Consider the following 21,346-nt stretch of genomic DNA (forward strand, 5'->3'; position numbering starts at 1 on the left):
GGTGCTGTTAATATTTCATACTTATGACGCAGGTTCAGGCTGCATAAATGTCTTCAAGACTCCGTGAAATATGACTCTACTTTTCTTCTCTTTTTATCCAAATGCTACTGCTTCTTCTTTTAACAAATCAGATTTTCTTTGTTTCAAATACTTTGTTCCTTCTGTTCATCTTCCTCAGACTGATCAGCAATCGCACCTATCATTCCAAGATGATAAGGATCATTTTCAAACAAGGGACGTTGAAGATTATGATGATCTAATTCCTCATCGAGTACTTCTAACTTACAGTAAGCCGCTTTCTGAGTAATGGTTGTAACATCATCAATTGTACGGACGGTTTCTCCGTTTAATCGGAATAAGATATCACCGTTACGGATTCCCATATCATCAGCAGGCGAATGTGGAAACACATCTAAAACCCGCAATCCTTTCTGATTTGAGATAAAAAGAGGGGTCATCTTCCGCTCTTGATAACAGCGCCATTGATACAATCCTTCATGACCTATCAAAGTAAAAAATAGCGCTGCATAAGTAATTATTGGATAAAAAGAGGATAAAATCAATAAACAAACAAGTCCAGTGGCGTATAGAAAATAGATTGTTCCAGATTGACGCTGATGTCTACGAATGGTACGAGATAAATTGAGATCGGAAAAACTGAGCAAAAAGGGACAGGGAAATAGCCCCATCGGTGTAGGTAGTAGTAGTGGGATTGGCCACACCTGAGAGAAGTAAAATCCATTCACAATCTGTTGATTCAGATGCTTTTGTTCAATAATTTGTTTTCCTGATGAGCCGTCAATTCGTACCAAAAAGGCCTCACATAAATGTAACAGAGCAACAAGCCAAAGCCAGTTCCGTAACGGAAATTGCTGTAAACACTTCCACCATTGATAATAGAAAGTAGATAAATCAGGAACAAAAGGAATCAGTTTGATCAAAAGATGTAGAAACCCACAACAAGTAACCGCATAGCTGAAGCATGCAAAACGCATTCCAGCAATTGAGAAAATAAGTGTAAACAACCAAACAAGGTAAAATTCATATAAAGTAAAAGGGAATGTGACAGAAAATAATGAAAATAATCCGGAAAGAACAGCCCCGACAAAGATGCCGAGGCAATATGTCCGCAATAGATAAGGGATTGGTGGATGTAAAGAGCTTCCCCAGCGATTTCGTTCCCTAAAATTCAACAGGGTAATATGAATCAGAGGATAGCAGAAACTTAAAACCCACCACGGCTGTGCAAAAAAGGTGGTCCAATTCAAATGGAGCATAATCACGTGCTCACAACCTCCCATTCAAAGCAGATCATGAATCTCTACTTTGTACGCATTTTGATCACTTTCGATTCAATTCGAGATTCATGATATATTTTCCTTTTTTTTCTTATTTATGCTTTTGGAGTTTTTGAACGGCTGCCTGGATTTGCACATCTTTCTTCAAATCATTTAACATGTCCACAAATGCATCTCTCAAATGCTCTGCGCTCACTTGATCAAAAGCCCCATTGGCAGGGATTTTCTGTGCTTGTTGGAACCTTTTGAGTGCTTGTTCCGTTTTATCATCAAAATATCCGTCGACTCGACCAGATTCATAACCAAGCGCTTGTAAAATAATTTGCATGTTTTTCACGAGCGTGGAATTATTATTTTTTACGAGTGGTTGTTTGGGTTCTGGGAAAATCGCCTTCATATACTCAGGATATTTCACCAAATCTGTTGGTTGAATCCCCTTGCTGCCACCATGTTGATCAATCCAATTTCCCTTGGGTGTTAACCATTTTCCCATGGTTAATTTAATGTTACTGCCATCTTCAAAATCGACTGCTGTCTGTACAGTTCCTTTACCAAAGCTCCGTTCGCCCAACAAAAAGGCATTGGCAGATTCATTTAAACCGGCTGCTAGAATCTCTGCTGCACTCGCACTTCCATTATCAATTAAAACACCGATTGGATAAGGTTTGAATGAATTGGCCCGACCATAGAATGACTCCTTATTCCCATCTCGATCTTCAGTCATCAAAATCTTTTTATCAGCAGGTATAAATTCTTCAAGAATCTGCTGCACAGATTCAAGCAATCCTCCTGGATTCCCACGTACATCGATCAATAAACCAGTAATCTTCTTCCCTTCTAGTTTACTTAGCTGGTTTACAAACTCTTGCCGTGTATTCTCGGAAAACTGCTTAATCTTAATATATCCAATGTTATTGTCAAGTACTTCTGATGTTACCGTATCCTGCTTAATATCATCACGAGTTAATGTAAATTCGACAGATCCTTCAGAACCAGGTCGATGAATATCCAGCTTTACTTTTGATCCTTTTGGCCCTCGGATTTTACTGACTGCTTCATTTAAATTTAATCCGTCTAGTGATTTTCCATCTACTTTCAAAATCTGATCGTTCGGTCGCAAGCCTGCTCGTTCAGCAGGAGACTCTTTAATTGTCGTGCTAATCGTCACTTTTCCATTACGCATCTGAACCTCTGCACCAATTCCCGAGAAGGAAGATCGAAGATCAGACATAAAGTCTGCTGCGGTTTTTTGATCCATGTATGTAGAGTAGGGATCTTTTAACGCACGAACCATTCCATCAATCGCGCCATCGATCAGTTGCTGATCTGTGACTTGGTGAAGATAACGAGATTTAATTAATTTAAAAGCCTTGCCCAATTTTTCGTTCTGAACAGAAGAATTTTTTAAGGAGACATCCTTTGTTAAGTCGAATTGATCAACAAAGTCTGTCACTGCAAAAGTGACCACACTACTAAAAATCATGGTTACTAGGATGATGCCTAATACAACTTTCCCTCGGAATACCATTCTTTCACCGCCCTCGGCTAAAAACCGAATATATATAATAAATCATTATGCCATATTCCCTGTTAAATAAAAGTCTATAAAAATCTTATCTGATAAAAAAAGAGTGGAATATCTTTTCCACTCTAATTTGTTAGAAATATGTTTCTGGGTCAACTGGTGGTGGTTGGGCACTATTTCCAAGACGTACTTCAAAGTGAAGGTGTGGTCCAGTCGACCAACCATTATTTCCAATCGATGTGATCTGTTCTCCGGCTACAACTTCTTGTCCTGCTTTCACTTTTACTTGATTGGGATAACTATGTGCATAACGCGTGTAAACCCGTTTACCATTCTGCGTTCCGTGGTAAATAGTTATTAGCCAGCCATATCCATTAGAAGGGCGACTTTCAACAACTACACCGTTACCAGCTGCTAAAACCGGGGTGCCAATCGGTCCTGCAAAATCGATTCCTGCATGTAGCTTCTTTGTATGGTGGATGGGATGAATTCGATAACCAAAAGCTGAAGTTTGACGTAGATGAGAAGGCCTTTGCAAAGGTCCAACATAAGGAAAATTCAATTTACCACTACGCAAATCCTCTAGGTTAATACGAATCATTTCTTCCTCATGCATTTCCTCGATTTCTTGGATCTCACTCAGTTTTGTCTTATCTTTCTTTTGAGCTGCCATCAACTGATCATATGCTTTTTTTGACTTTTGCACTTCTTGATTTTGCTCATCACGCAATTTATTGAACGCTGTCAACTTTTGTTTCACTTTATTCTTTGCTTGCCTGCGTTCTTCAATCAAAGCGTAATCTTTCTTCATAATCACACGCACGATCTCAAAACGATGTAAAAACTTACCAAATGAATCGGCAGCAAACAGCGTTGCCATGTAACCCATTTCGCCTCGTTGATAAAGTTTACGAACCCTTAGTTTAAACTTATCATCATATATTTTTAATTCTTGTTCAGCCTGATTCAAAGCAATCTCTACTTTTGCAGCATCTTGTTCGATTGTATCGATTTTTTGTTGCGCAGCTTTCATTTTATCGATTTCTTTTTTCATTGCCGAATCTTTTGCTGTTATTTGATCTAAGACCGTTTTCTTCTGCGTTTTAATCTGATTGATTTTTTCACGTGATATCTTTTCTGCAAAGATCAGATCAGGCGATAGAATAAAAGAAGCTACTAGAATAAATAGACTGAGCGTGATGGCTACTTTTTTAACCAATTTGAAAGTCCTCCCCGCCAACAGAACTCATTAATCATCTGTACCCCCTTCGTTGGAAGGATCAATTGATGTAGCCTCGTGGATTGACTGGATTTCCATTCTTCCACACTTCAAAATGCAAGTGAGGCCCTGAAGAGCGACCATTATTTCCCACTTCAGCAATTTTCTGTCCTTTGCTCACCTTTTGACCAACACTTACCAATACCGTACTACGATACATATGTGCATATAAAGTGGACAAGCCTCCACCGTGATTGATCATGACATAATACCCATATCCACCAGGATTCGCCTTGGTCAGTGACACAACTCCCGAGTCAGCAGCATAGATTGGTTTCCCAATCGGTCTTGGAATATCTACTCCCGCGTGTATATGATCGCCACGGTTTTGCCCATAATTCCAATAAACCATTCCCTGTGTCGATGGGAACCCTAACACGCCTGAACCAAAGTTATTATTGAAGTCCCCAGAAGCTTTCTTTGCCAACTTCTGTAGTTCTTCAATATCTTTCTTTGTAGCCTCTTCTTCTTTGGTGATTTTTTCTAATTGTTGACTATTTTTGTCATATGTACTTTTAATTGTCGCTAATTTTTTCTGAGCGTTTTCAATCAATGGTTGTTGTTTTTGTTTAGAAGCCGCTAGTTGTTTTTGTGCTGTCGTGATTTTTTCTTTGGTTTCTCGATAGCCAGTGACTACATTTGACTCTCTTTTGGCTAATGTACTGATTAATTGATAACGAACCAAAAACTCTTCGAAGCTTTTCGAGGTAAGAATTTTGGACATATATCGAGTCTCACCTTGAATGTACATGCGGCGAATAAATTTTTTTAATTGTTGCTCCTTCTTCGCCAATAATTTCTGGTTTGCTGCCATTTGTTCGTTATATTGAGCCATTTTCTTATCCAGTTCTTCAATCTGTGTCTCTAGTTTTTCAACTTCTTGTTTCGATTGATCCAGTTGACCTTTTACTTTGTCAACTTCTTTTTCGACATTCTGTTTCTGCTTTTGTATCTCTTTTAATTTTTCTTGTGGTTTTTTCTCAGCAAAACTAGACCCTGGAATCCATGAACTGACCAGAACGATAGTTGCCACCAAAGTGATGAATAGTTTTTGCTTCAAAACTAGACCCTCCTGATGTTTTAGCAAATAAGGATTCACTGTTAGTCTTTCAGTATAATCATTTTCTAAAAATTGGCAAATTACAACGTTAAATCTTTAAGAATCGATGGACGGAGATGATACTTCCTGTTACTCCAATGAAAGCACCTAGTAGCAAAATTGATCCACCTACATATGGCCCGAGTGAAAGCATAGGCATCAGTTTAAAAATACCATAAGTTGGTCCATCATTTATCACGCTAAGAGCTGCTTGATAGAGGATCAAGACTAATATGATCGGGAAGACCGCTCCACTTACTCCAATAAAGGAACCTTCAAAAAAGAATGGCCATCGAATAAACCAGTTACTCGCTCCTACCAGTCGCTGAATTTCAATCTCGCGATGGCGTGCAATAATCGTCAATTTAATTGTGTTGGAGATAAGGAAAGCAGAAAGTCCTGCTAATCCAAAGCCAAAGATCAACACGATATTTCTAAGCCATCCAGAAAAGCTGAGTAGCCTTTCAGTAACCCCTTGCCCATAATCGACCGCTTCAACGCCTGGCATACCTTCAAAACGAGCAGCCATTTTGCCAGTCATATCTGGATTCTTGGGCTGGATTCGGATGACATCTGGCAATGGATTTGATCCATCATCGCTTAGTCCTTCAATAAACTGCGTATCTGACCATTGCTCTTTGATCTGTTTTAAACCTTCTTCTTTTGAAACATACTCAACTGACTTCTGATCTGGATCAGCTTTTAATTTGTTTACCATTTCACTGATCTTTGCTTGTCCCAAGTTCTCTTTTAATGAGATTGTAATCGCAACTTGTTTATCAAGCTCATTGGAGATATAGCGCATATTAAAGGCCACGATTAGGAAAATTCCAAAGACAAACAGGGTAACTGCTACAGCACTGATAGCAGCAAAACTCATCGCCAAGTTTCTTTGCACCCCGCGGTACGCCTCACGCAGATGACGAGTCAGGGTCTCAATCTTCATATCCGTACTCGCCCCCTAGTTCATCTCGAACAATCAGACCTTGCTCAATCGCAATTACTCTTTGTCGAAGTGTATTTACTATCTCTTTGTTATGGGTTGCCATCACAACAGTCGTGCCTCTATTATTGATCTCTTCTAACAGATACATAATATCCCAAGAGTTCTCAGGGTCGAGATTACCTGTCGGCTCATCCGCGATCACAAGTGATGGGTTATTCACAATGGCACGAGCGATAGAGACACGTTGTTGTTCGCCCCCTGAAAGCTGATTAGGCTTTGCATGTATCCGATCAGATAAACCAACCAGTTCTAACACCTCTTCAACACGTGCCTTCATTTTCCGCTTAGGCGCTTCAACTGCTTCCATCGCAAATTTCACATTTTCAAATGCTGTCATATTCGGCAATAATTTGTAATCTTGGAATACAATGCCAATTTTTCTTCGGACGTGAGGAATTTTCCAATCTCTCACACGCTTAACATTTACTCCATTAACCAGTACTACCCCATGATCAGGTTTTTCTTCTCGATACATTAACTTGATAAAGGAACTCTTACCTGCACCACTAGGCCCGACCACATAAACAAATTCGCCCGGTTCTACACGTACATCAATTCCACGTAAAGCCTCTACACCGTTTGGATATACTTTCCAAACACCATGCATTTCAATCACAACATCACCTTCCAAACCACAAACTCTCATTGACTGTCACTCAATGCAAAAGAGAATCTCAGGTCACATATGATCCTTTGATTCTATCTCTCTACGCCCAGCTGATGCTCATATGCTCATCTTGATATGTAGGGAAGGTCTTACTTGATCGAAATCAATTCCTCCCAAAATAATGGGGTGTACCATGCCTGACATTATACAACAAAAATTGCCTTTACAAAACTCACAATCTATTATAACACGTTTCACATTTTATATTAAAAAGGAAGTATACGGCAAGTTTATTCCATTTTGCAGACAAAGATAGGGGTTCTGTCATTACTTCACGCTTAGTCTCTATTTAAGCTATGAAGATGTATGCAAAGTGCCGCCATATATTAACTTCACGATTTCTTCTACTTCTATCCAAATTCGTCCAAGAGTACTCCCGCTTCTACAAGCGGTGAGGTGAATGGGACGTGGTTCGGTATCCCTTATGCGGGGATGCTTAGAACCACTTTTTTTGTTAGAATAGTTGTAGCTCTTTGAAAACTGGAGATATGGGGTTGTTGCTGGAAAGGGTCAGTAACGTAAAATCTTCAACCACCCAGCTCACCGAAGTTGCGAAAACCAAGCGAATGTAGGGAGCATAGCAGAGCATACTTTGTTTTCACCGCTGGGACGGCGGGTAGAGCCTGCTAAGATAACTGGACGTTGGTCTGGTGTTCGCAGGAATCTACCACCTCTATAGGTGGTAGTAGTTCAACAAGATACTTCTACTTTTCCTCTTAATAAAATAGGATTTTCCTTCACTCTATGATAAGCTCGATCTGCAATCAATTTGTTAGTATTTTTATTCCATCAATGAGTACATGAGCATGGGGGTCAAAACGTTCAGCAGTCACTCGCATATCATCCCTCTGTTCACTGGGATGAATCCTGACAAACAGATTATCATTAAGCTCAATCAAATATCCCATAAACTGGAAAAATCTGATCTCCCCCTCCTTCGGCAGACATCTTCGTCAGGAGGCAAGTGGAATGACACATGGAATATTCACACTAATATCAAGAACCAATCCCCATACTAGGATTGGCTCTTCTCATGCAACCAAACTTTGGCTGCCTCAATCTGCTTTTGTTTCCGTTTCCATGTTGCTTCTACTTGTACACGTGCAGTCCCACCATAGCTCTTTCTTGCTTCAACCACTTGCTCTAAGCTAATCGCTTTGAAAATATCTTCTTCTACCAATGAAGAAAACTGTTGAAACTCGCTTAAACTACATGCATTAAGCGTTTTCTTCTCTTGTATACAATGAAGTACCAAACGACCCACGACTTCATGTGCTTCGCGGAATGGAAGACCTTTGTTCACAAGGTAATCCGCTAAGTCGGTTGCATTGGTAAAGCCAGATTCTGCACCTGATGCCATTCGTTTCTTATTTACCGTCATGGTGGCAATCATTTGTGCCATCAACTGTAATGAACCTTGCAGGGTGTGAACAGTATCAAACAGACCTTCTTTATCCTCTTGTAAATCCTTATTATAGGTGAGAGGAAGTCCCTTAATTGTGGTTAAAATGCCCATTAAGTGACCAATGACGCGTCCACTCTTCCCACGCACTAATTCAGGGATATCAGGGTTTTTCTTTTGTGGCATCATACTGCTACCTGTGCAAAAGGCATCATCTAACTCAATATACCGAAACTCATCACTTGACCAGAGGATCAACTCTTCCGCCAAACGCGAAAGATGAACCATAATAAGCGAGCTATGGGCTAAAAACTCAACTACATAATCACGGTCACTCACTGCGTCCATACTATTGTCATAGAGTCGAGCAAAACCGAGCTGCTCAGCTACATCGTGCCGATCAATGGGAAAAGTAGTGCCTGCCATTGCCCCTGCTCCGAGCGGACAGAGATCGACACGTTTATAGCTATCGATCAGTCGCTCTATGTCGCGTTCAAACATCGAAACATAGGCAATGAGATGATGAGCGAGTCTGACAGGTTGCGCTTTTTGCAAATGTGTATAGCCTGAAAGAATCGTATCCACATGCTCTCGTGCCTGTGAAAGTAATGCCTCCTGTAAAGCGACTAAAAGTTCTACCATCTGAACTGTCTGCCGACGCACATATAGATGGAAATCAACCTGCGCTTGGTCATTCCGACTTCTTCCTGTATGTAGCTTCCCGCCCACAGGTCCAATCTCTTCAATTAATAATCGTTCAATATTCATATGAATGTCTTCATCTTCAATTCGAAATTCAATCTCGCCACGACGAATTCGCTCACGAATTGTGATAAGGCCTTCCTTGATCTGCTCAGCTTCCTCTTTGGCTATAATTCCGCATCGACCTAACATGGCAACGTGGGCAAGACTGCCCGCAATATCTTCTTCAGCTAACTGTTGATCAAAAAGAATCGAGGCATTAAACGCCTCGACTAGTTGGTTGGTCTCTTTTGTAAACCGTCCACCCCATAATTTCATACCTTCTGTCCTTCTTTCTTTGCCTCCCGTTGTACATTGGCATAAACTTCTGTAGGTAATCCCCACAAACTAATAAAACCTACTGCCGCTTGATGATCAAAAGTATCGTCAGGTGTATAAGTAGCCAATTGTTCATTATACAAGGAGTATTGTGATTCTCGTCCTGTCACTGTAGCATGCCCTTTGAAAAGGGATAAACGCACTTTTCCTGTCACTGTTTTCTGTGTCTCCGCAATAAATGCATCTAGAGCTTGCTTGAGTGGTGAAAACCAGAGCCCATCATAGATCAGTTGTGCCCATTGTTGTTCTACTTGTGGCTTAAATTTAGCAATATCCCGTGTCTGCGTCAAAAATTCAAGCTCACGATGTGCTGTTAGCAAAGTGATCGCACCAGGCGCTTCATAAACCTCACGTGATTTAATCCCTACCAAACGATTCTCAACATGGTCAATTCGACCAATCCCATGTTCTCCAGCAATTTGATTCAGCTTTGTAATGATCCGGTCTAGGCTGAGTCTCTCACCATTTAATTTTGTTGGCACACCTTTTTCAAATGTAAGCTCAATCTCTGTTGGCTGATCTGGTGTCTCTGCAAGTGGCTTTGTTAATTCATAGGCAGCTTCTGGAGGAGCGTTCCAAGGATTTTCTAATTCACCGCATTCACAGCTACGTCCCCATAGATTCATATCGATACTAAATGGATTATCCAAGTCAACCGGAATTGGAATTTCATGCTTTTGCGCATAAGCAATCTCTTCATCGCGTGACATCTGCCACTCACGAACAGGCGCGATCACTTTTAAATCTGGCTTTAATGCTTTCACTGCTACTTCAAACCGAACTTGATCATTTCCTTTTCCTGTACAACCGTGTGCTACAGCGACCGCACCTTTTTCCTCAGCAATCTCAACAAGTGCCTGTGTGATTAAGGGACGTGATAAAGCGGATACAAGCGGATATTTCCCCTCATACAACGCATTAGCTTGCAATGCAGGGGTTAGAAACGCCTGTGCAAATGATTCTTTAGCATCGATCACAATCGATTCAATCGCCCCTACTTTTAAAGCTTTTTCTCGAATAAAATCAAGGTCTTTACCTTCCCCAACATCAAGTGCAACTGCAATTACATCATAGTTATATTTTTCATTGATCCATTTAATCGCTACTGAAGTATCTAATCCGCCAGAATAGGCGAGTACTACTTTCTCCTTGGTCACTTTTCACGTGCCTCCACTCATAAAAATTCATCACTTTGTATTATTATACATATTTACAGCCAAAAGTCCATTACTTTCTTAAAAAAACCATTCCTAGACAAAAGTAAGGCTTCTTCATCCATATTTCACCCTTCAACCGCAAAAGCAATGAATGTTGTAAGTCTCACTTTCACGCATGCAACTGAGTTGATACAGCGAGTAGAAACACCTTTTATACATCTATGCAGCCTGAACTGAAGGCGAAGCTGAAATATTGACGGAACGACTACCTTTGCCCACCCTCTGATTTACTTCTTAATTTTAATGAAAGGTTTTTATTAAACTTGATTAGTATATAATACTAAAAGAATCTTTTGTTGAAAGAGAGGATTTACATGATTCGTATAATGGCAATGGATGAAACGGGTGAACTACATTATCCCAAACAGATTGATGATCTACTGCAAAAAACATGGAATTGGTATTGGGTTGATTTTTCAACACCAACACCTGATGAAGCGCAAGAACTAGAACGATTCTCTTTTCATCCATTAGCTGTGAAAGATTGCTATTACTATACCCAAAAACCAAAACTCGATTATTATGATGACTATCAATTCTTTGTTCTTCAAGCAATGAACCAAACGAATTATCAGGCTGAAGAAGTGGATCTCTTCATTAGTCCTACATTTGTCTTAACCTTTCATTATGATCCACGTCCTGAAATCGACATCATCTGGGAGCGGCTCTGTGTAAATGAAGAAGGCATTCGCAATCGCGGCACACATGGTATTACATATAAGATTATAGACAAGCTTGTAGATAACTATTTCCCTGTTGCACAGAATATGGAGGATCAATTGACCGAGTTTGAAGCACACATTTTAAATCAACGGGGTACTTCCCATCATTTTATGCGAGAAATATTTCGAATTCGTGGTCATTTACTTGACTTGCGAATGGCGATCTGGCCGATGCGCGATCTACTCTATCGAACACTAAACTCACATCGGATGCTTTTAAGTGCTGAGGAGCGTTTCTATTACTCTGACATTCATGATCATCTAATCAAGTTAGCAGGAATGATCGAATCGAGTGGCGCACTTGCTAATGATATCCGTGATCACTACCTATCCGTTAATTCACACCGGATGAATTTACATATGATGACACTTACCATTATTACAGTTATCTTTATGCCACTCACCTTTATCGCGGGTATCTATGGCATGAATTTCAAATATATGCCCGAACTTGAATGGAAATATGGGTACTTTGCGGTACTACTGATTATGCTAGTGATTGGACTCATACTTTTTTATAACTTTAAAAGAAAAGGTTGGTTCAACTCAGACTAAAAGAAAGGGATGGAACTATGCATCATCGTCAATGGCTTTTCTTAATCATCCTGCCGCTTTTATTAACGGCAGCTTGCTCGGTGACACCAGTGATCAAACAAGTAGATGCTAGTAAAGTCAAAAAAACAACCCCGAAAAAAGAGACTGGACAAGCCCCTATTGATCAAAAAATAATAGCGCAATACCAAAATCAAAAGCCTACTGCATGGGGTGAACATATTCCTGGTGTTCGAGAGCGCTTACAAACAAAAGAACGAGTGATCGCTTTGACTTTTGACGCCTGTGGTGGTTCAAAAGGGAGTAAATATGATAAAAAACTGATTGAATTCTTACGCAAAGAGCGAATTCCTGCGACACTTTTTATCAATCGCCGATGGATCGATGTTGACCCACAACGATTCTTACAGCTAGCTCATGATCCCTTATTTGAAATTGAAAATCATGGAACTGAACATCGTCCATTATCGATTAATGGACATTCCGCCTATGGAATCAAAGGAACAAAAAATATTAAAGCACTATTGGCAGAAGTGGAAGGGAATGATAAGCGTATCCAAGAGCTGACTGGGCGGAGCCCTCATTTTTTCCGCTCAGGAACCGCTTTTTATGATGACATCGCTGTGAAAGTGGTACAAGCACTTGGGGATCAAATTGTCAATTTCGATATCTTGGGTGACGCTGGAGCGACTCTACCCAAAAACGAAGTAAAGCGAGCATTGCTCAAAGCAAAGCCAGGTTCTATTGTTATCCTGCATATGAATCAACCAAATGGTGATACTGCGGAAGGACTTCAAGCTGCTTTGCCTGAACTCCGTCAAAAAGGCTTTCGCTTTGTAAAACTAGAACAGTATCCTTTAGTAGACCGATAAAAATGATGATATGAGTAGAGAGGTGATTGAAAATGGATTGGGGAAAGTTACTGATCATGCTGGGTTTCCTTTTTATGATATTGGGAACAACATATCTAAAGCGAAAAGCTGCAAAATTCAATTTGGAACAACAAAAAGATAAATCTCAATAAACAATGGGTAAGTAATAGGCCATATCTCCTGTAATCTCTCGATCTACACGAGCAATAATGGCTGAAGCTTCACCACCGATAAAAAAAGAGCCCCACAGTACTTTTCCTTGAAACTTACCTTTTAAGGTAGGAGTCTCAATTGTCTCTAACTCTACTCTTTGTTGATATACCATTGGCTGATCCACATATTTCCGTTCTACATCTGTAGCCTCCATGATTCCTGACTGATCAAAGAGTGTGACGCCACCTCCTTCACGACCAAAAAAGGGCTTTTGAACATACGGAGTTACACCACGGAACACATTATCTAAATAAGTGGGTAGCAAGTAAGTTTCGATCAGTTCATGTTCTTCATCTGTAAAAAAAGTTTTTTGTTCATGAAGATTCCAAATTAATGCTTGCACAGCCTTACTTTGCATCAAAAAGGCAGATGGCGGATTCACAATTGCCACTTTTTTCTCAGCGATTAATCGAAGTAGCTGGGAGCCAATCGGAAAACCTTTTTCATCTACTTCATGTGCCATGATCTCCAGTGGGTAAAGGCGATAAAGCAGATCAATCGGCTGCTGTTCCTCTGTTTCTGGATTGATTGCATATACCCTTTCTCGGCTAATCGATATCCGATTTAACGGGACAAACTGCGCATTGGGAAGACCCGACTGCTTCATCAAGTAGATTGCAGTGCCGCGATCTTCTCGATGCCAATCTAATGCACTAAAAGCAATTGAGTCAATGTGATAACCACTTTTTTGATAATCATCCATCATTTGCTGAAACGCTTTTGTCAACTGTTGCTCGCATCCTTGATTTGGATTTTCACAGTCAAAGTAATCAGCAATATATTGATTGACATAAAATGATTCGACAATACTGGTAGGCGTATCACTATTATATTCAAGCAATTTTAGCCCACAGGAAGTATATGCGAAATCAAAACGCCCGATGGTAGTCGCCACCTGTTGATTCACTAGTAATCTTACAGATTCCCATGTTTCTGGGGGCAAACCTAGGCTAGCAAATAACGAATCTGGGGCCAAACGCAATTGATTTGCCACCCGTGTAAATAACTGACCGATTCGACGTGTTGCTTCTCTGATCTCCTCGACAAACTGAGGAGTTATCCGATAGACAGTTGAAAGCGCATACTCTTCTTTGTAAAGAAAATCCCAATTAAAAATCCCTGCTGCTTGAAGTGGTTGATATATTTTTTTTCTTAATTTTGCATAATCCTCCACTGGTATACTCACCCGCCATTGCTATGTAACTCACTTCGTCCAAAGCCACTTCGTAAATCATCAAATGAATCTTCATCAATAAAAAGACGCTGCTTCACACCATCAATCACAACATAGGAGTTTTTGTCATATGTTTTTCCACTATCATCACAGTAATTATCGTAATCGTTATCATAACACACCCCTACTTCTTCATCAGGGCTACATCCAGACATTGGAGCTACAACCAATGCACTGACAAATAATGTGATCAGTTGTTTCGTTTTCTTCATTCTCTTCGCCTCACTTTTATCTGTCATATTAACTATAATTGATTTATTTTAAAAATACTACATATAAGCAAACGGGTGCATAATCTACCATTGTTTTGAAAATTATATTTTCTTATCATGTAGCGGTAAACGAAATATTCTGGATCCACTCATGGAGAGTTAGAGACATCTGTTTGAGTAAATCCGGGGATTTTGTATTTCCTAATAATTACGAAAAACATGAAGACCAACAAGTGAAAACATCTTTAGTGCTTGATGATTTAGATGTAGATTTAACCGATCCTGAGCATCAGTTACATGTACATGCAACTATCATGTACAAAGGGAGAACATTAGTTAATTCTCAAACTGAAGTTCCCCCATTCGAAGAACAAAGGGCTGTGATCAAGTTAATAATTTGTGATCACTACACCCTTTTTATCTTGAAGAATAGAAACCATTACCTATGTTATGAATCAGCCATTTCTTTTTAGAAGCATCCCCGCAAACCATGGTCATAAGCAGATCACATGACTTTGCCCATAAATCTTTACTATTCATCTTGTTTTCCTGTATTGCGATGTTTGATCCACCAGCCCAGTAAGAGGACGATGGCGACAATGATAATCTGGAAAAAAATAGGATTAGGAAGGTATGCTTTGATCAGCTTTTCATCTAGCATCATTTTTGCTGCTGTCCAAGCGAGTACGGCAGAGCCAATATAAAGGATAAAGGGGTATCGATCAAGCAATTTAATAAAGAGTGTACTTCCCCAGACCACAATGGGTACACTTACAAGCAGACCGATAATAACAAGCCAGTAGTTATTGTGAGCAGCTCCGGCAATGGCTAGTACATTATCTAAGCCCATTACCGCATCGGCAACAATAATCGTTCGAATGGCAGCCCAAGTCGATTTCCCAGCTTCCACATTATGATCTTTCTCATCGGTCAGCAGCTGAAAAGCAATCCATAGTAATAGCAGTCCGCCGATCAACAATAAACCTGGAATGTGTAGTAAATAAACGACAACCAATGTGGCAATAATCCTGAGGATCACAGCTCCAGCCGTCCCCCAGAAGATCACCTTTTTTTGTTGTTCCGGTGGTAAATTTCTAGCAGCCATACCAATCACAATGGCATTATCGCCTGCTAAGACAAGGTCGATGATGATGATAGTGAGTAAACCTGTTAAAAAAGATGTTGTAAAGAGTTCCATTTATAGATCCAACCACCTTTCCTTTACCATTTCATTTTGTGTAAAAATAAATTTCTTTATCATAAAAAAGAGCAAGACCCTTACCTACACGATAAAACATGTAAGTAAAGGTCTTGCTGACAACAAAAATGTTGCCCGAAAAAGCCGGAGCGTTTGCTCGTAATGACGACTTTATCGTGATAGCTACTCCCCTTTTCATACAAAGAAGGCTCGTTCTTATTTCATTCTCACTTTATAGTATATATAAATCTATGCTGTTTGCTCGCGGCTAAGTTTGAACATCCTCGTAACAAATTAAGCCAATAAAGTAACTAATAATCCATTCTGTGCATGTAAACGGTTTTCAGCTTGATCAAAAACAACTGATGAGGACCCATCGATCACCTCTTCAGTCACTTCAATTCCGCGGTAAGCAGGTAGACAATGCATAAAGATCGCATCTTGTTTGGCCTGATTCATCATAGCTACATCGACTTGAAATCCGGCAAATGCTTTGATTCGTGCCTCTTTTTCTTGCTCTTGCCCCATGCTTGCCCATACATCTGTATAGATAACATCTGCATCTTGTACTGCTTCAATTGGATCATGGCATAAGTGTAACACTGCACCTGTGTGTTTTGCCCACTCTTTTGCTTCATCAACGACTGAAGCTAGCGGTTCATATCCTGATGGTGTAGCAATCGATAGATCCATTCCTACTGCGGCTGCCCCATGCATCAATGAATGCAATACATTATTTCCATCACCCACATAGGCCATTTTCAAACCTTGCCAATTCCCTTTATGTTCATATATGGTTAGCAAATCAGCCAATGTTTGACAGGGATGATATAAGTCAGTTAAACCATTGATCACGGGTACTTCAGCAGCAGCCGCCAATTGTTCCACAAGTTGATGATTACTAATTCGAATCATAATTCCATCCACATAGCGAGAGATTGTTGCACCAGTATCTCCAATCGACTCCCCTCTACCAAGCTGTAAATCTTGTTGGTTAAAGGTCATAGCAAATCCACCCAACCAATTCATGCCTGTCTCAAAGGAGATTCTTGTACGGGTCGATGCTTTATCAAAGATGAGTGCTAAGCCTTTATTAGAAAGGGTAGACTGAAGTGAGCCCTGTTCCTTTTTTTGCTGTTTCAATTCGTATGCTTTTAGAACCAATGCCTCAATCTGCTTTGGGGTATAGTCGAATAAGGTGAGGCAATCTTTATTTTTTAAGGAAAGAAGTATTTCTTCATTCGCTAATTTCAAGCTTTGCATCATTTTCCCCCATCTCCTCTTCAACGGATAGCGTTTGATAGATCAAATCGACAGCTTTTTTTAACTCATCAATCGTTACGATTAATGGTGGAAGTAAACGAATCACACGGTCACCGGCAGGTAGTGCAATCAGCCCTTTACACCGCAATGCGCTGATTGCATCCGTTGCTGGGTGGGATAGCTCGATGCCAATCATGAATCCTAATCCACGCACTTCTCTAACTATCTGTAAGGGGTGAAGAGACTGTGCTAAATGTGCGAGTAACATCTGTCCTTTTTTCTTCACTTGCTCCAAAAACGAGGGTTCTTGTAATAGCTCACAAACACCTTTTGCTACTGCCATCGCTAGTGGATTTCCTCCAAAGGTGGTTCCATGAGAACCGGGTGAAAACAAATCTTTCAGTTCTGAGGTTGCTAACATCGCTCCAATTGGAAAGCCATTTCCCATACCTTTGGCTAAGGTGATGATATCTGGCTTCACTCCATAATGTTGAAAAGCAAACCATTCACCGGTTCGCCCCATACCTGTCTGAACTTCATCAATGATCAATAATATTTGGTTGGCTTGACACCATGCGACTAATTGACCAATAAAGGTAGCTGGGACGGGATAGACACCACCTTCTCCTTGAACCAGCTCAAGGCAGACAGCCACAGTTTGCGGACTCTGTACCTTTTCGACTGCGTAAAGAGATAATTCTGGCGCAATCACAAAGCCTGCCGGGAGTGGTGAAAAACCTTTTTTCACCTTCTCTTGCCCGGTCGCCGTTAATGTAGCAATCGTTCTTCCATGAAATGAGCGAGAAAACGTGATGACCTCTGGCTCGGTTACTCCTTTTACTTCATGCCCCCATTTTCTTGCTAATTTAAAAGCGGCTTCATTTGCTTCAGCCCCACTGTTACAGAAAAAAACAGCATCCAATTGACTCGCTTGGGTTAACAGGTTTGCCACTTCTTCTTGAGCAGGTTGAGTAAAAAGGTTTGAAGTATGCCAAAGTGATGCTGCCTGTTGTTGCAGGGATTGCACCAACTTGGGATGAGCATGACCAAGGTTTGTAACACCAATCCCTGATCCGAAATCAAGATACTTCTTTCCTGATTGATCATAAAGGTAACTGCCACGACCTTTTACAAATGTAAGGGAGTCACGTTGATAATTAGGAAATAATGACATGATTGCCAGCTCCTTTACTAAGTAATCGTGTTCCCGTCCCTTGGCTTGTAAGTGGATGTTTTTTATGACCACTTAATATAACGACTTCACTGATTGCTCCTTGCAATGCAGTTGTCCCTGCTTGCACCTTTGGGATCATGCCTCCTGTAATCTCTCCCGTTTGTATATAGTGATCAATTTGCTGGGTAGTGAGTTGATCCATTTTTTCTCCCTGAATGATCACCCCCGGAACATCACTTACCATGACTAGCTTCTCTGCTCCTACCGCATCGGCAATTGCTGACGCAGCTTCATCTGCATTAATATTGTAGGCTTGCCCATTGTGATCTAAGCCCAACGGGGCAATAACTGGAATCCATTTCGCTGCTAGGAGTGTTATAAGAACCTCTGTATGAACATCTACAACCTCTCCTACAAAACCAAAGCGCGGATCTTTTGGCTGTGCCTTTAATAATTGCAGATCGATTCCACTGATTCCAATCGCTGATATCTCCTCAGCTATAAAGCGTGAGACAAGCTGTTTATTGACATCACCAGCTAACGATTGAATCACATGTTGCAAGTTCCGCTGGTCAGTATATCGTCGCCCATTGATAAAACGAGTTTGGATGCCTAATTTATTCAAATGTTCGGATATCATTGGACCACCACCATGAACAATGATGGGATAAAAACCTTCTTGCAATAACTGTTGACAGTCATGAAAGAATGTGGAGTCCAAATGTTCAAGTATACTGCCACCTAATTTGATCACAATCGTTTTCACGGTTCTCCCCCTACGTTCGATAACTTGCATTGATCTTGACATATTCATAAGTAAGGTCACATCCCCATGCTATGGCGAATTCCTCACCTTGTTGTAAATCAATGTCAATGACAACTGGTGATTGTTGCAAAGCATTTGAAACGTCTATTTCAGAAAAAGGAACAGGCAATCCATTTTGAATCAGTGGAATATTTCCGATCTGTAAAGAAACCCTCTCTGGGTCCACATTGGTTGCACCATAACCTACAGCGCAGACGACACGTCCCCAGTTCGCATCACCACCAAAGATCGCTGTTTTCACCAGATTTGAACCCACAACCGCCTTTGCGACCGACCGGGCAATATCTACTGTTGGTGCTCCGTTTACCTTTGTTTCGATCAAGCGCGTTGCTCCCTCTCCATCCTGAGCAATCTGCTTTGCAAGTTCTTGACACACATATTCAAATGCATGCTTAAATACATACCACTCATCATGATGACGATGAAGGGGCTGATGTCCAGCTAATCCATTTGCCATCGCAATTACCATATCATTTGTACTACAATCTCCATCAACAGTAATCATATTAAAGCTCTGATCTGTTGCTTGCCGGAGTAATAACTCCAATAAATCGCTTGAGATTTGGGCATCTGTTGTGATGAAAGCGAGCATTGTCGCCATATTTGGGTGGATCATCCCTGAGCCTTTCGCTACACCTGAAATGGTTACCTGTTTTCCTTCAATCTCCATCTTTACTTGAACCGTTTTTGTTCGCGTATCAGTTGTTAGGATCGCTTGGGCAAATTTATTCGCATCAGATGCGCTTTTGTTCAAAGACGTTAGTCCATTTCCCATCTTTTCCATGGGCAAATATTCTCCGATCACACCTGTTGAGGCAACTGCTACATAGGGTGAGGGAATACTCCAAAGCTCAGCAAATTGGGAACGAACTTGATATGCGTCCTCTAGACCTCGGTTCCCCGTACATGCATTGGCGATCCCACTGTTTACGACAATAGCTTGCAGACGCCCTTCTTTGGACAAACTGTCCTGTGTCACGATTAAAGGTGCAGCTTGAAAGGCATTCGTCGTATAAACAGCCGCTGCATGGGCTGTTTGTTCAGAGAAAATAAATCCTAGATCAAGTTTGCCTTTTTTGCGAATGCCTGCATGAACACCGCCTGCATAATAACCCTTTGGCGCTGTGATCGAAGCTGCTTCGACCACTTGAAAGAGACTCATTTGATCCTACCTCCTAAATCTATATCGGTTAGGGAGAAAGCGGAGAAAAGAGAAGACCGCTCTCCTGTGGATACCCAAAACGAAGATTAGCATTCTGAATCGCTTGCCCTGCTGCACCTTTTACAAGATTATCGATTGCAGCAATGATGATGAGTTGATTTGTACGCTGATCAAAAGACCATCCAATATCACAAAAGTTACTTCCTTGAACATGTTTACTTTGGGGAAAACCATTTGGAAATAATCGGATAAATGGACTCTTCTCATAATAGGTTTGGTAAACTTCATTGAAATCAAATGCTTGATACTCAGGTCGCACATGCGCATAGATCGTCACAATCATTCCTCGAGTCATCGGGACTAGATGTGGAGTAAAAGTAATCAACACTTCAGGCTGCCCCGAAAATAACTTGGCATAACGCTCCATTTCAGGGATATGTTGATGACCCACTACGCGGTAGGGGCGAATATTTTCATTTAACTCACTAAAAATAAATGTTGCATCAGCTGTACGCCCAGCACCGCTCACACCAGTCTTTCCATCGATGACTAGCCGGGGTTCGATCAGTTGATGTTTTAACAATGGAAGAATCGCTAACAAACTAGCAGTTGCAAAACAGCCTGGATTTGCAATCAATGAAGCATCAAGTATGGTATCGTCAACCCATTCAGTTAATCCATAGATCGATTTTTTTTGCCATTGAGGGGGGGCAGGTTCTCGTTGATACCATTGACGATATTCATCGCCTGGCAAGCGAAAATCGCCAGATAAGTCAATCACCACACAACCCTTTTCTATAAATGATGGCGCCAACTGACTACTAACTCCATGAGGAGTAGCAAAGAAAATGAGTTCATCCCCTTGAACGAGTTGATCAATCTCTAGTGCCTCCAAACGGCTCTTCATATGTGTTAGATGAGGATATATTTTTGCAATCGCTTCTCCAGATTGACTGGTTGAGACACATGATAAGGCATCAATCTGGGGGTGAGATTGTAATAATCGAATAAGTTCTAAACCACCGTAACCAGTCGCACCAATGATTACCGCCTTCACTCCATCCACCTCTTAAACAACTTTTATTGTATAATTATACATACTTAATTATATTTATGCAATAAAATCGTAAAAAAACACTTTTATTTTCTGGCAAAAATTTAATGGACAAGTGATATTATTCGAAATAAATTATAGTTTTAAATAGAAATATACTAGGAAATAATTAATGTAGATAAAAAGATAGGGAGGATATGAAATGAAAAGCGAAGAGGTTTATGAGTTTACAGTAACAAGAACTAAATAAATTCGCCTCATCTACAAACGTGCAGATACACTGTGCGTTTT

General features: G+C 40.6%; 19 protein-coding genes. 3 read left to right on the forward strand and 16 right to left on the reverse strand.

What is annotated here, in order from left to right; all coding sequences use genetic code 11:
• Positions 1-143: 143 nt before the first annotated feature.
• From BUB71_RS10110 to BUB71_RS10145, 8 genes are all read right to left on the reverse strand, one after another.
• Complete coding sequence (locus BUB71_RS10110) at positions 144-1,277, reverse strand: PDZ domain-containing protein (RefSeq protein ID WP_245815570.1); 1,134 nt, start codon at positions 1,275-1,277, stop codon at positions 144-146.
• 112 nt (positions 1,278-1,389) lie between these two features.
• On the reverse strand, positions 1,390-2,826 hold the full coding sequence (locus BUB71_RS10115; protein ID WP_073154727.1) for a S41 family peptidase: 1,437 nt from the start codon (positions 2,824-2,826) through the stop codon (positions 1,390-1,392).
• 130 nt (positions 2,827-2,956) lie between these two features.
• On the reverse strand, positions 2,957-4,042 hold the full coding sequence (locus BUB71_RS10120; protein WP_073154728.1) for a peptidoglycan DD-metalloendopeptidase family protein: 1,086 nt from the start codon (positions 4,040-4,042) through the stop codon (positions 2,957-2,959).
• Between the two features lie 61 nt (positions 4,043-4,103).
• Positions 4,104-5,162, reverse strand: coding sequence for a murein hydrolase activator EnvC family protein (locus tag BUB71_RS20205; protein ID WP_073154729.1), 1,059 nt, complete (start codon positions 5,160-5,162; stop codon positions 4,104-4,106).
• Positions 5,163-5,250: 88 nt separating this feature from the next.
• A complete protein-coding gene (ftsX, locus tag BUB71_RS10130; protein ID WP_073154730.1) occupies positions 5,251-6,147 on the reverse strand; it encodes a permease-like cell division protein FtsX in 897 nt (298 codons plus the stop codon).
• A complete protein-coding gene (ftsE, locus tag BUB71_RS10135) occupies positions 6,137-6,823 on the reverse strand; it encodes a cell division ATP-binding protein FtsE (RefSeq protein WP_073154842.1) in 687 nt (228 codons plus the stop codon). Before ftsE ends, ftsX begins: the two co-directional genes overlap by 11 nt.
• A 1,066-nt stretch (positions 6,824-7,889) precedes the next feature.
• Positions 7,890-9,296: an argininosuccinate lyase gene (argH, locus tag BUB71_RS10140; RefSeq protein ID WP_073154731.1), complete on the reverse strand. Its 1,407-nt coding sequence runs from the start codon at positions 9,294-9,296 to the stop codon at positions 7,890-7,892.
• Positions 9,293-10,513, reverse strand: coding sequence for an argininosuccinate synthase (locus tag BUB71_RS10145; protein ID WP_073154732.1), 1,221 nt, complete (start codon positions 10,511-10,513; stop codon positions 9,293-9,295). The genes argH and BUB71_RS10145 overlap by 4 nt, the downstream gene beginning before the upstream one ends.
• 374 nt (positions 10,514-10,887) lie before the next feature.
• Between BUB71_RS10145 and corA the strand changes: the two genes are divergently transcribed.
• Positions 10,888-11,850 carry a magnesium/cobalt transporter CorA gene (gene corA, locus BUB71_RS10150; RefSeq protein WP_073154733.1) on the forward strand — a complete coding sequence of 321 codons (963 nt, stop codon included), beginning with the start codon at positions 10,888-10,890 and terminating at the stop codon, positions 11,848-11,850.
• A gap of 17 nt (positions 11,851-11,867) precedes the next feature.
• Positions 11,868-12,719, forward strand: a complete 852-nt coding sequence (locus BUB71_RS10155; protein ID WP_073154734.1) for a polysaccharide deacetylase family protein — start codon at positions 11,868-11,870, stop codon at positions 12,717-12,719.
• Positions 12,720-12,864: 145 nt separating this feature from the next.
• On the opposite strand, the gene BUB71_RS10160 is transcribed toward BUB71_RS10155, so the two are convergent.
• Together BUB71_RS10160 and BUB71_RS10165 are read right to left on the reverse strand one after the other, a co-directional pair.
• Positions 12,865-14,106, reverse strand: a complete 1,242-nt coding sequence (locus BUB71_RS10160) for a glutathionylspermidine synthase family protein (protein WP_073154735.1) — start codon at positions 14,104-14,106, stop codon at positions 12,865-12,867.
• 8 nt (positions 14,107-14,114) lie between these two features.
• The gene (locus BUB71_RS10165; protein ID WP_073154736.1) at positions 14,115-14,378 is read right to left on the reverse strand and encodes a hypothetical protein; all 264 of its coding nucleotides are present in this window, start codon (positions 14,376-14,378) and stop codon (positions 14,115-14,117) included.
• Positions 14,379-14,551: 173 nt separating this feature from the next.
• Between BUB71_RS10165 and BUB71_RS10170 the strand changes: the two genes are divergently transcribed.
• Positions 14,552-14,851, forward strand: coding sequence for a hypothetical protein (locus BUB71_RS10170; RefSeq protein WP_073154737.1), 300 nt, complete (start codon positions 14,552-14,554; stop codon positions 14,849-14,851).
• 59 nt (positions 14,852-14,910) lie between these two features.
• On the opposite strand, the gene BUB71_RS10175 is transcribed toward BUB71_RS10170, so the two are convergent.
• The 6 genes from BUB71_RS10175 to argC form a co-directional block, all read right to left on the reverse strand.
• On the reverse strand, positions 14,911-15,576 hold the full coding sequence (locus tag BUB71_RS10175) for a TerC family protein (protein WP_073154738.1): 666 nt from the start codon (positions 15,574-15,576) through the stop codon (positions 14,911-14,913).
• Positions 15,577-15,870: 294 nt separating this feature from the next.
• Positions 15,871-16,842, reverse strand: a complete 972-nt coding sequence (argF, locus tag BUB71_RS10180) for an ornithine carbamoyltransferase (RefSeq protein ID WP_073154739.1) — start codon at positions 16,840-16,842, stop codon at positions 15,871-15,873.
• Positions 16,814-18,013: an acetylornithine transaminase gene (locus BUB71_RS10185; protein ID WP_073154740.1), complete on the reverse strand. Its 1,200-nt coding sequence runs from the start codon at positions 18,011-18,013 to the stop codon at positions 16,814-16,816. The genes argF and BUB71_RS10185 overlap by 29 nt, the downstream gene beginning before the upstream one ends.
• Complete coding sequence (argB, locus tag BUB71_RS10190) at positions 17,997-18,779, reverse strand: acetylglutamate kinase (protein ID WP_175552339.1); 783 nt, start codon at positions 18,777-18,779, stop codon at positions 17,997-17,999. Before argB ends, BUB71_RS10185 begins: the two co-directional genes overlap by 17 nt.
• A gap of 10 nt (positions 18,780-18,789) precedes the next feature.
• Positions 18,790-20,001 carry a bifunctional glutamate N-acetyltransferase/amino-acid acetyltransferase ArgJ gene (gene argJ / locus BUB71_RS10195; protein WP_073154742.1) on the reverse strand — a complete coding sequence of 404 codons (1,212 nt, stop codon included), beginning with the start codon at positions 19,999-20,001 and terminating at the stop codon, positions 18,790-18,792.
• 28 nt (positions 20,002-20,029) lie between these two features.
• Positions 20,030-21,058, reverse strand: coding sequence for an N-acetyl-gamma-glutamyl-phosphate reductase (gene argC, locus BUB71_RS10200; RefSeq protein WP_073154743.1), 1,029 nt, complete (start codon positions 21,056-21,058; stop codon positions 20,030-20,032).
• Positions 21,059-21,346 lie beyond the last annotated feature (288 nt).

This window comes from Seinonella peptonophila (assembly GCF_900129355.1).
Taxonomy (GTDB): Bacteria; Bacillota; Bacilli; order Thermoactinomycetales; family Thermoactinomycetaceae; genus Seinonella; species Seinonella peptonophila.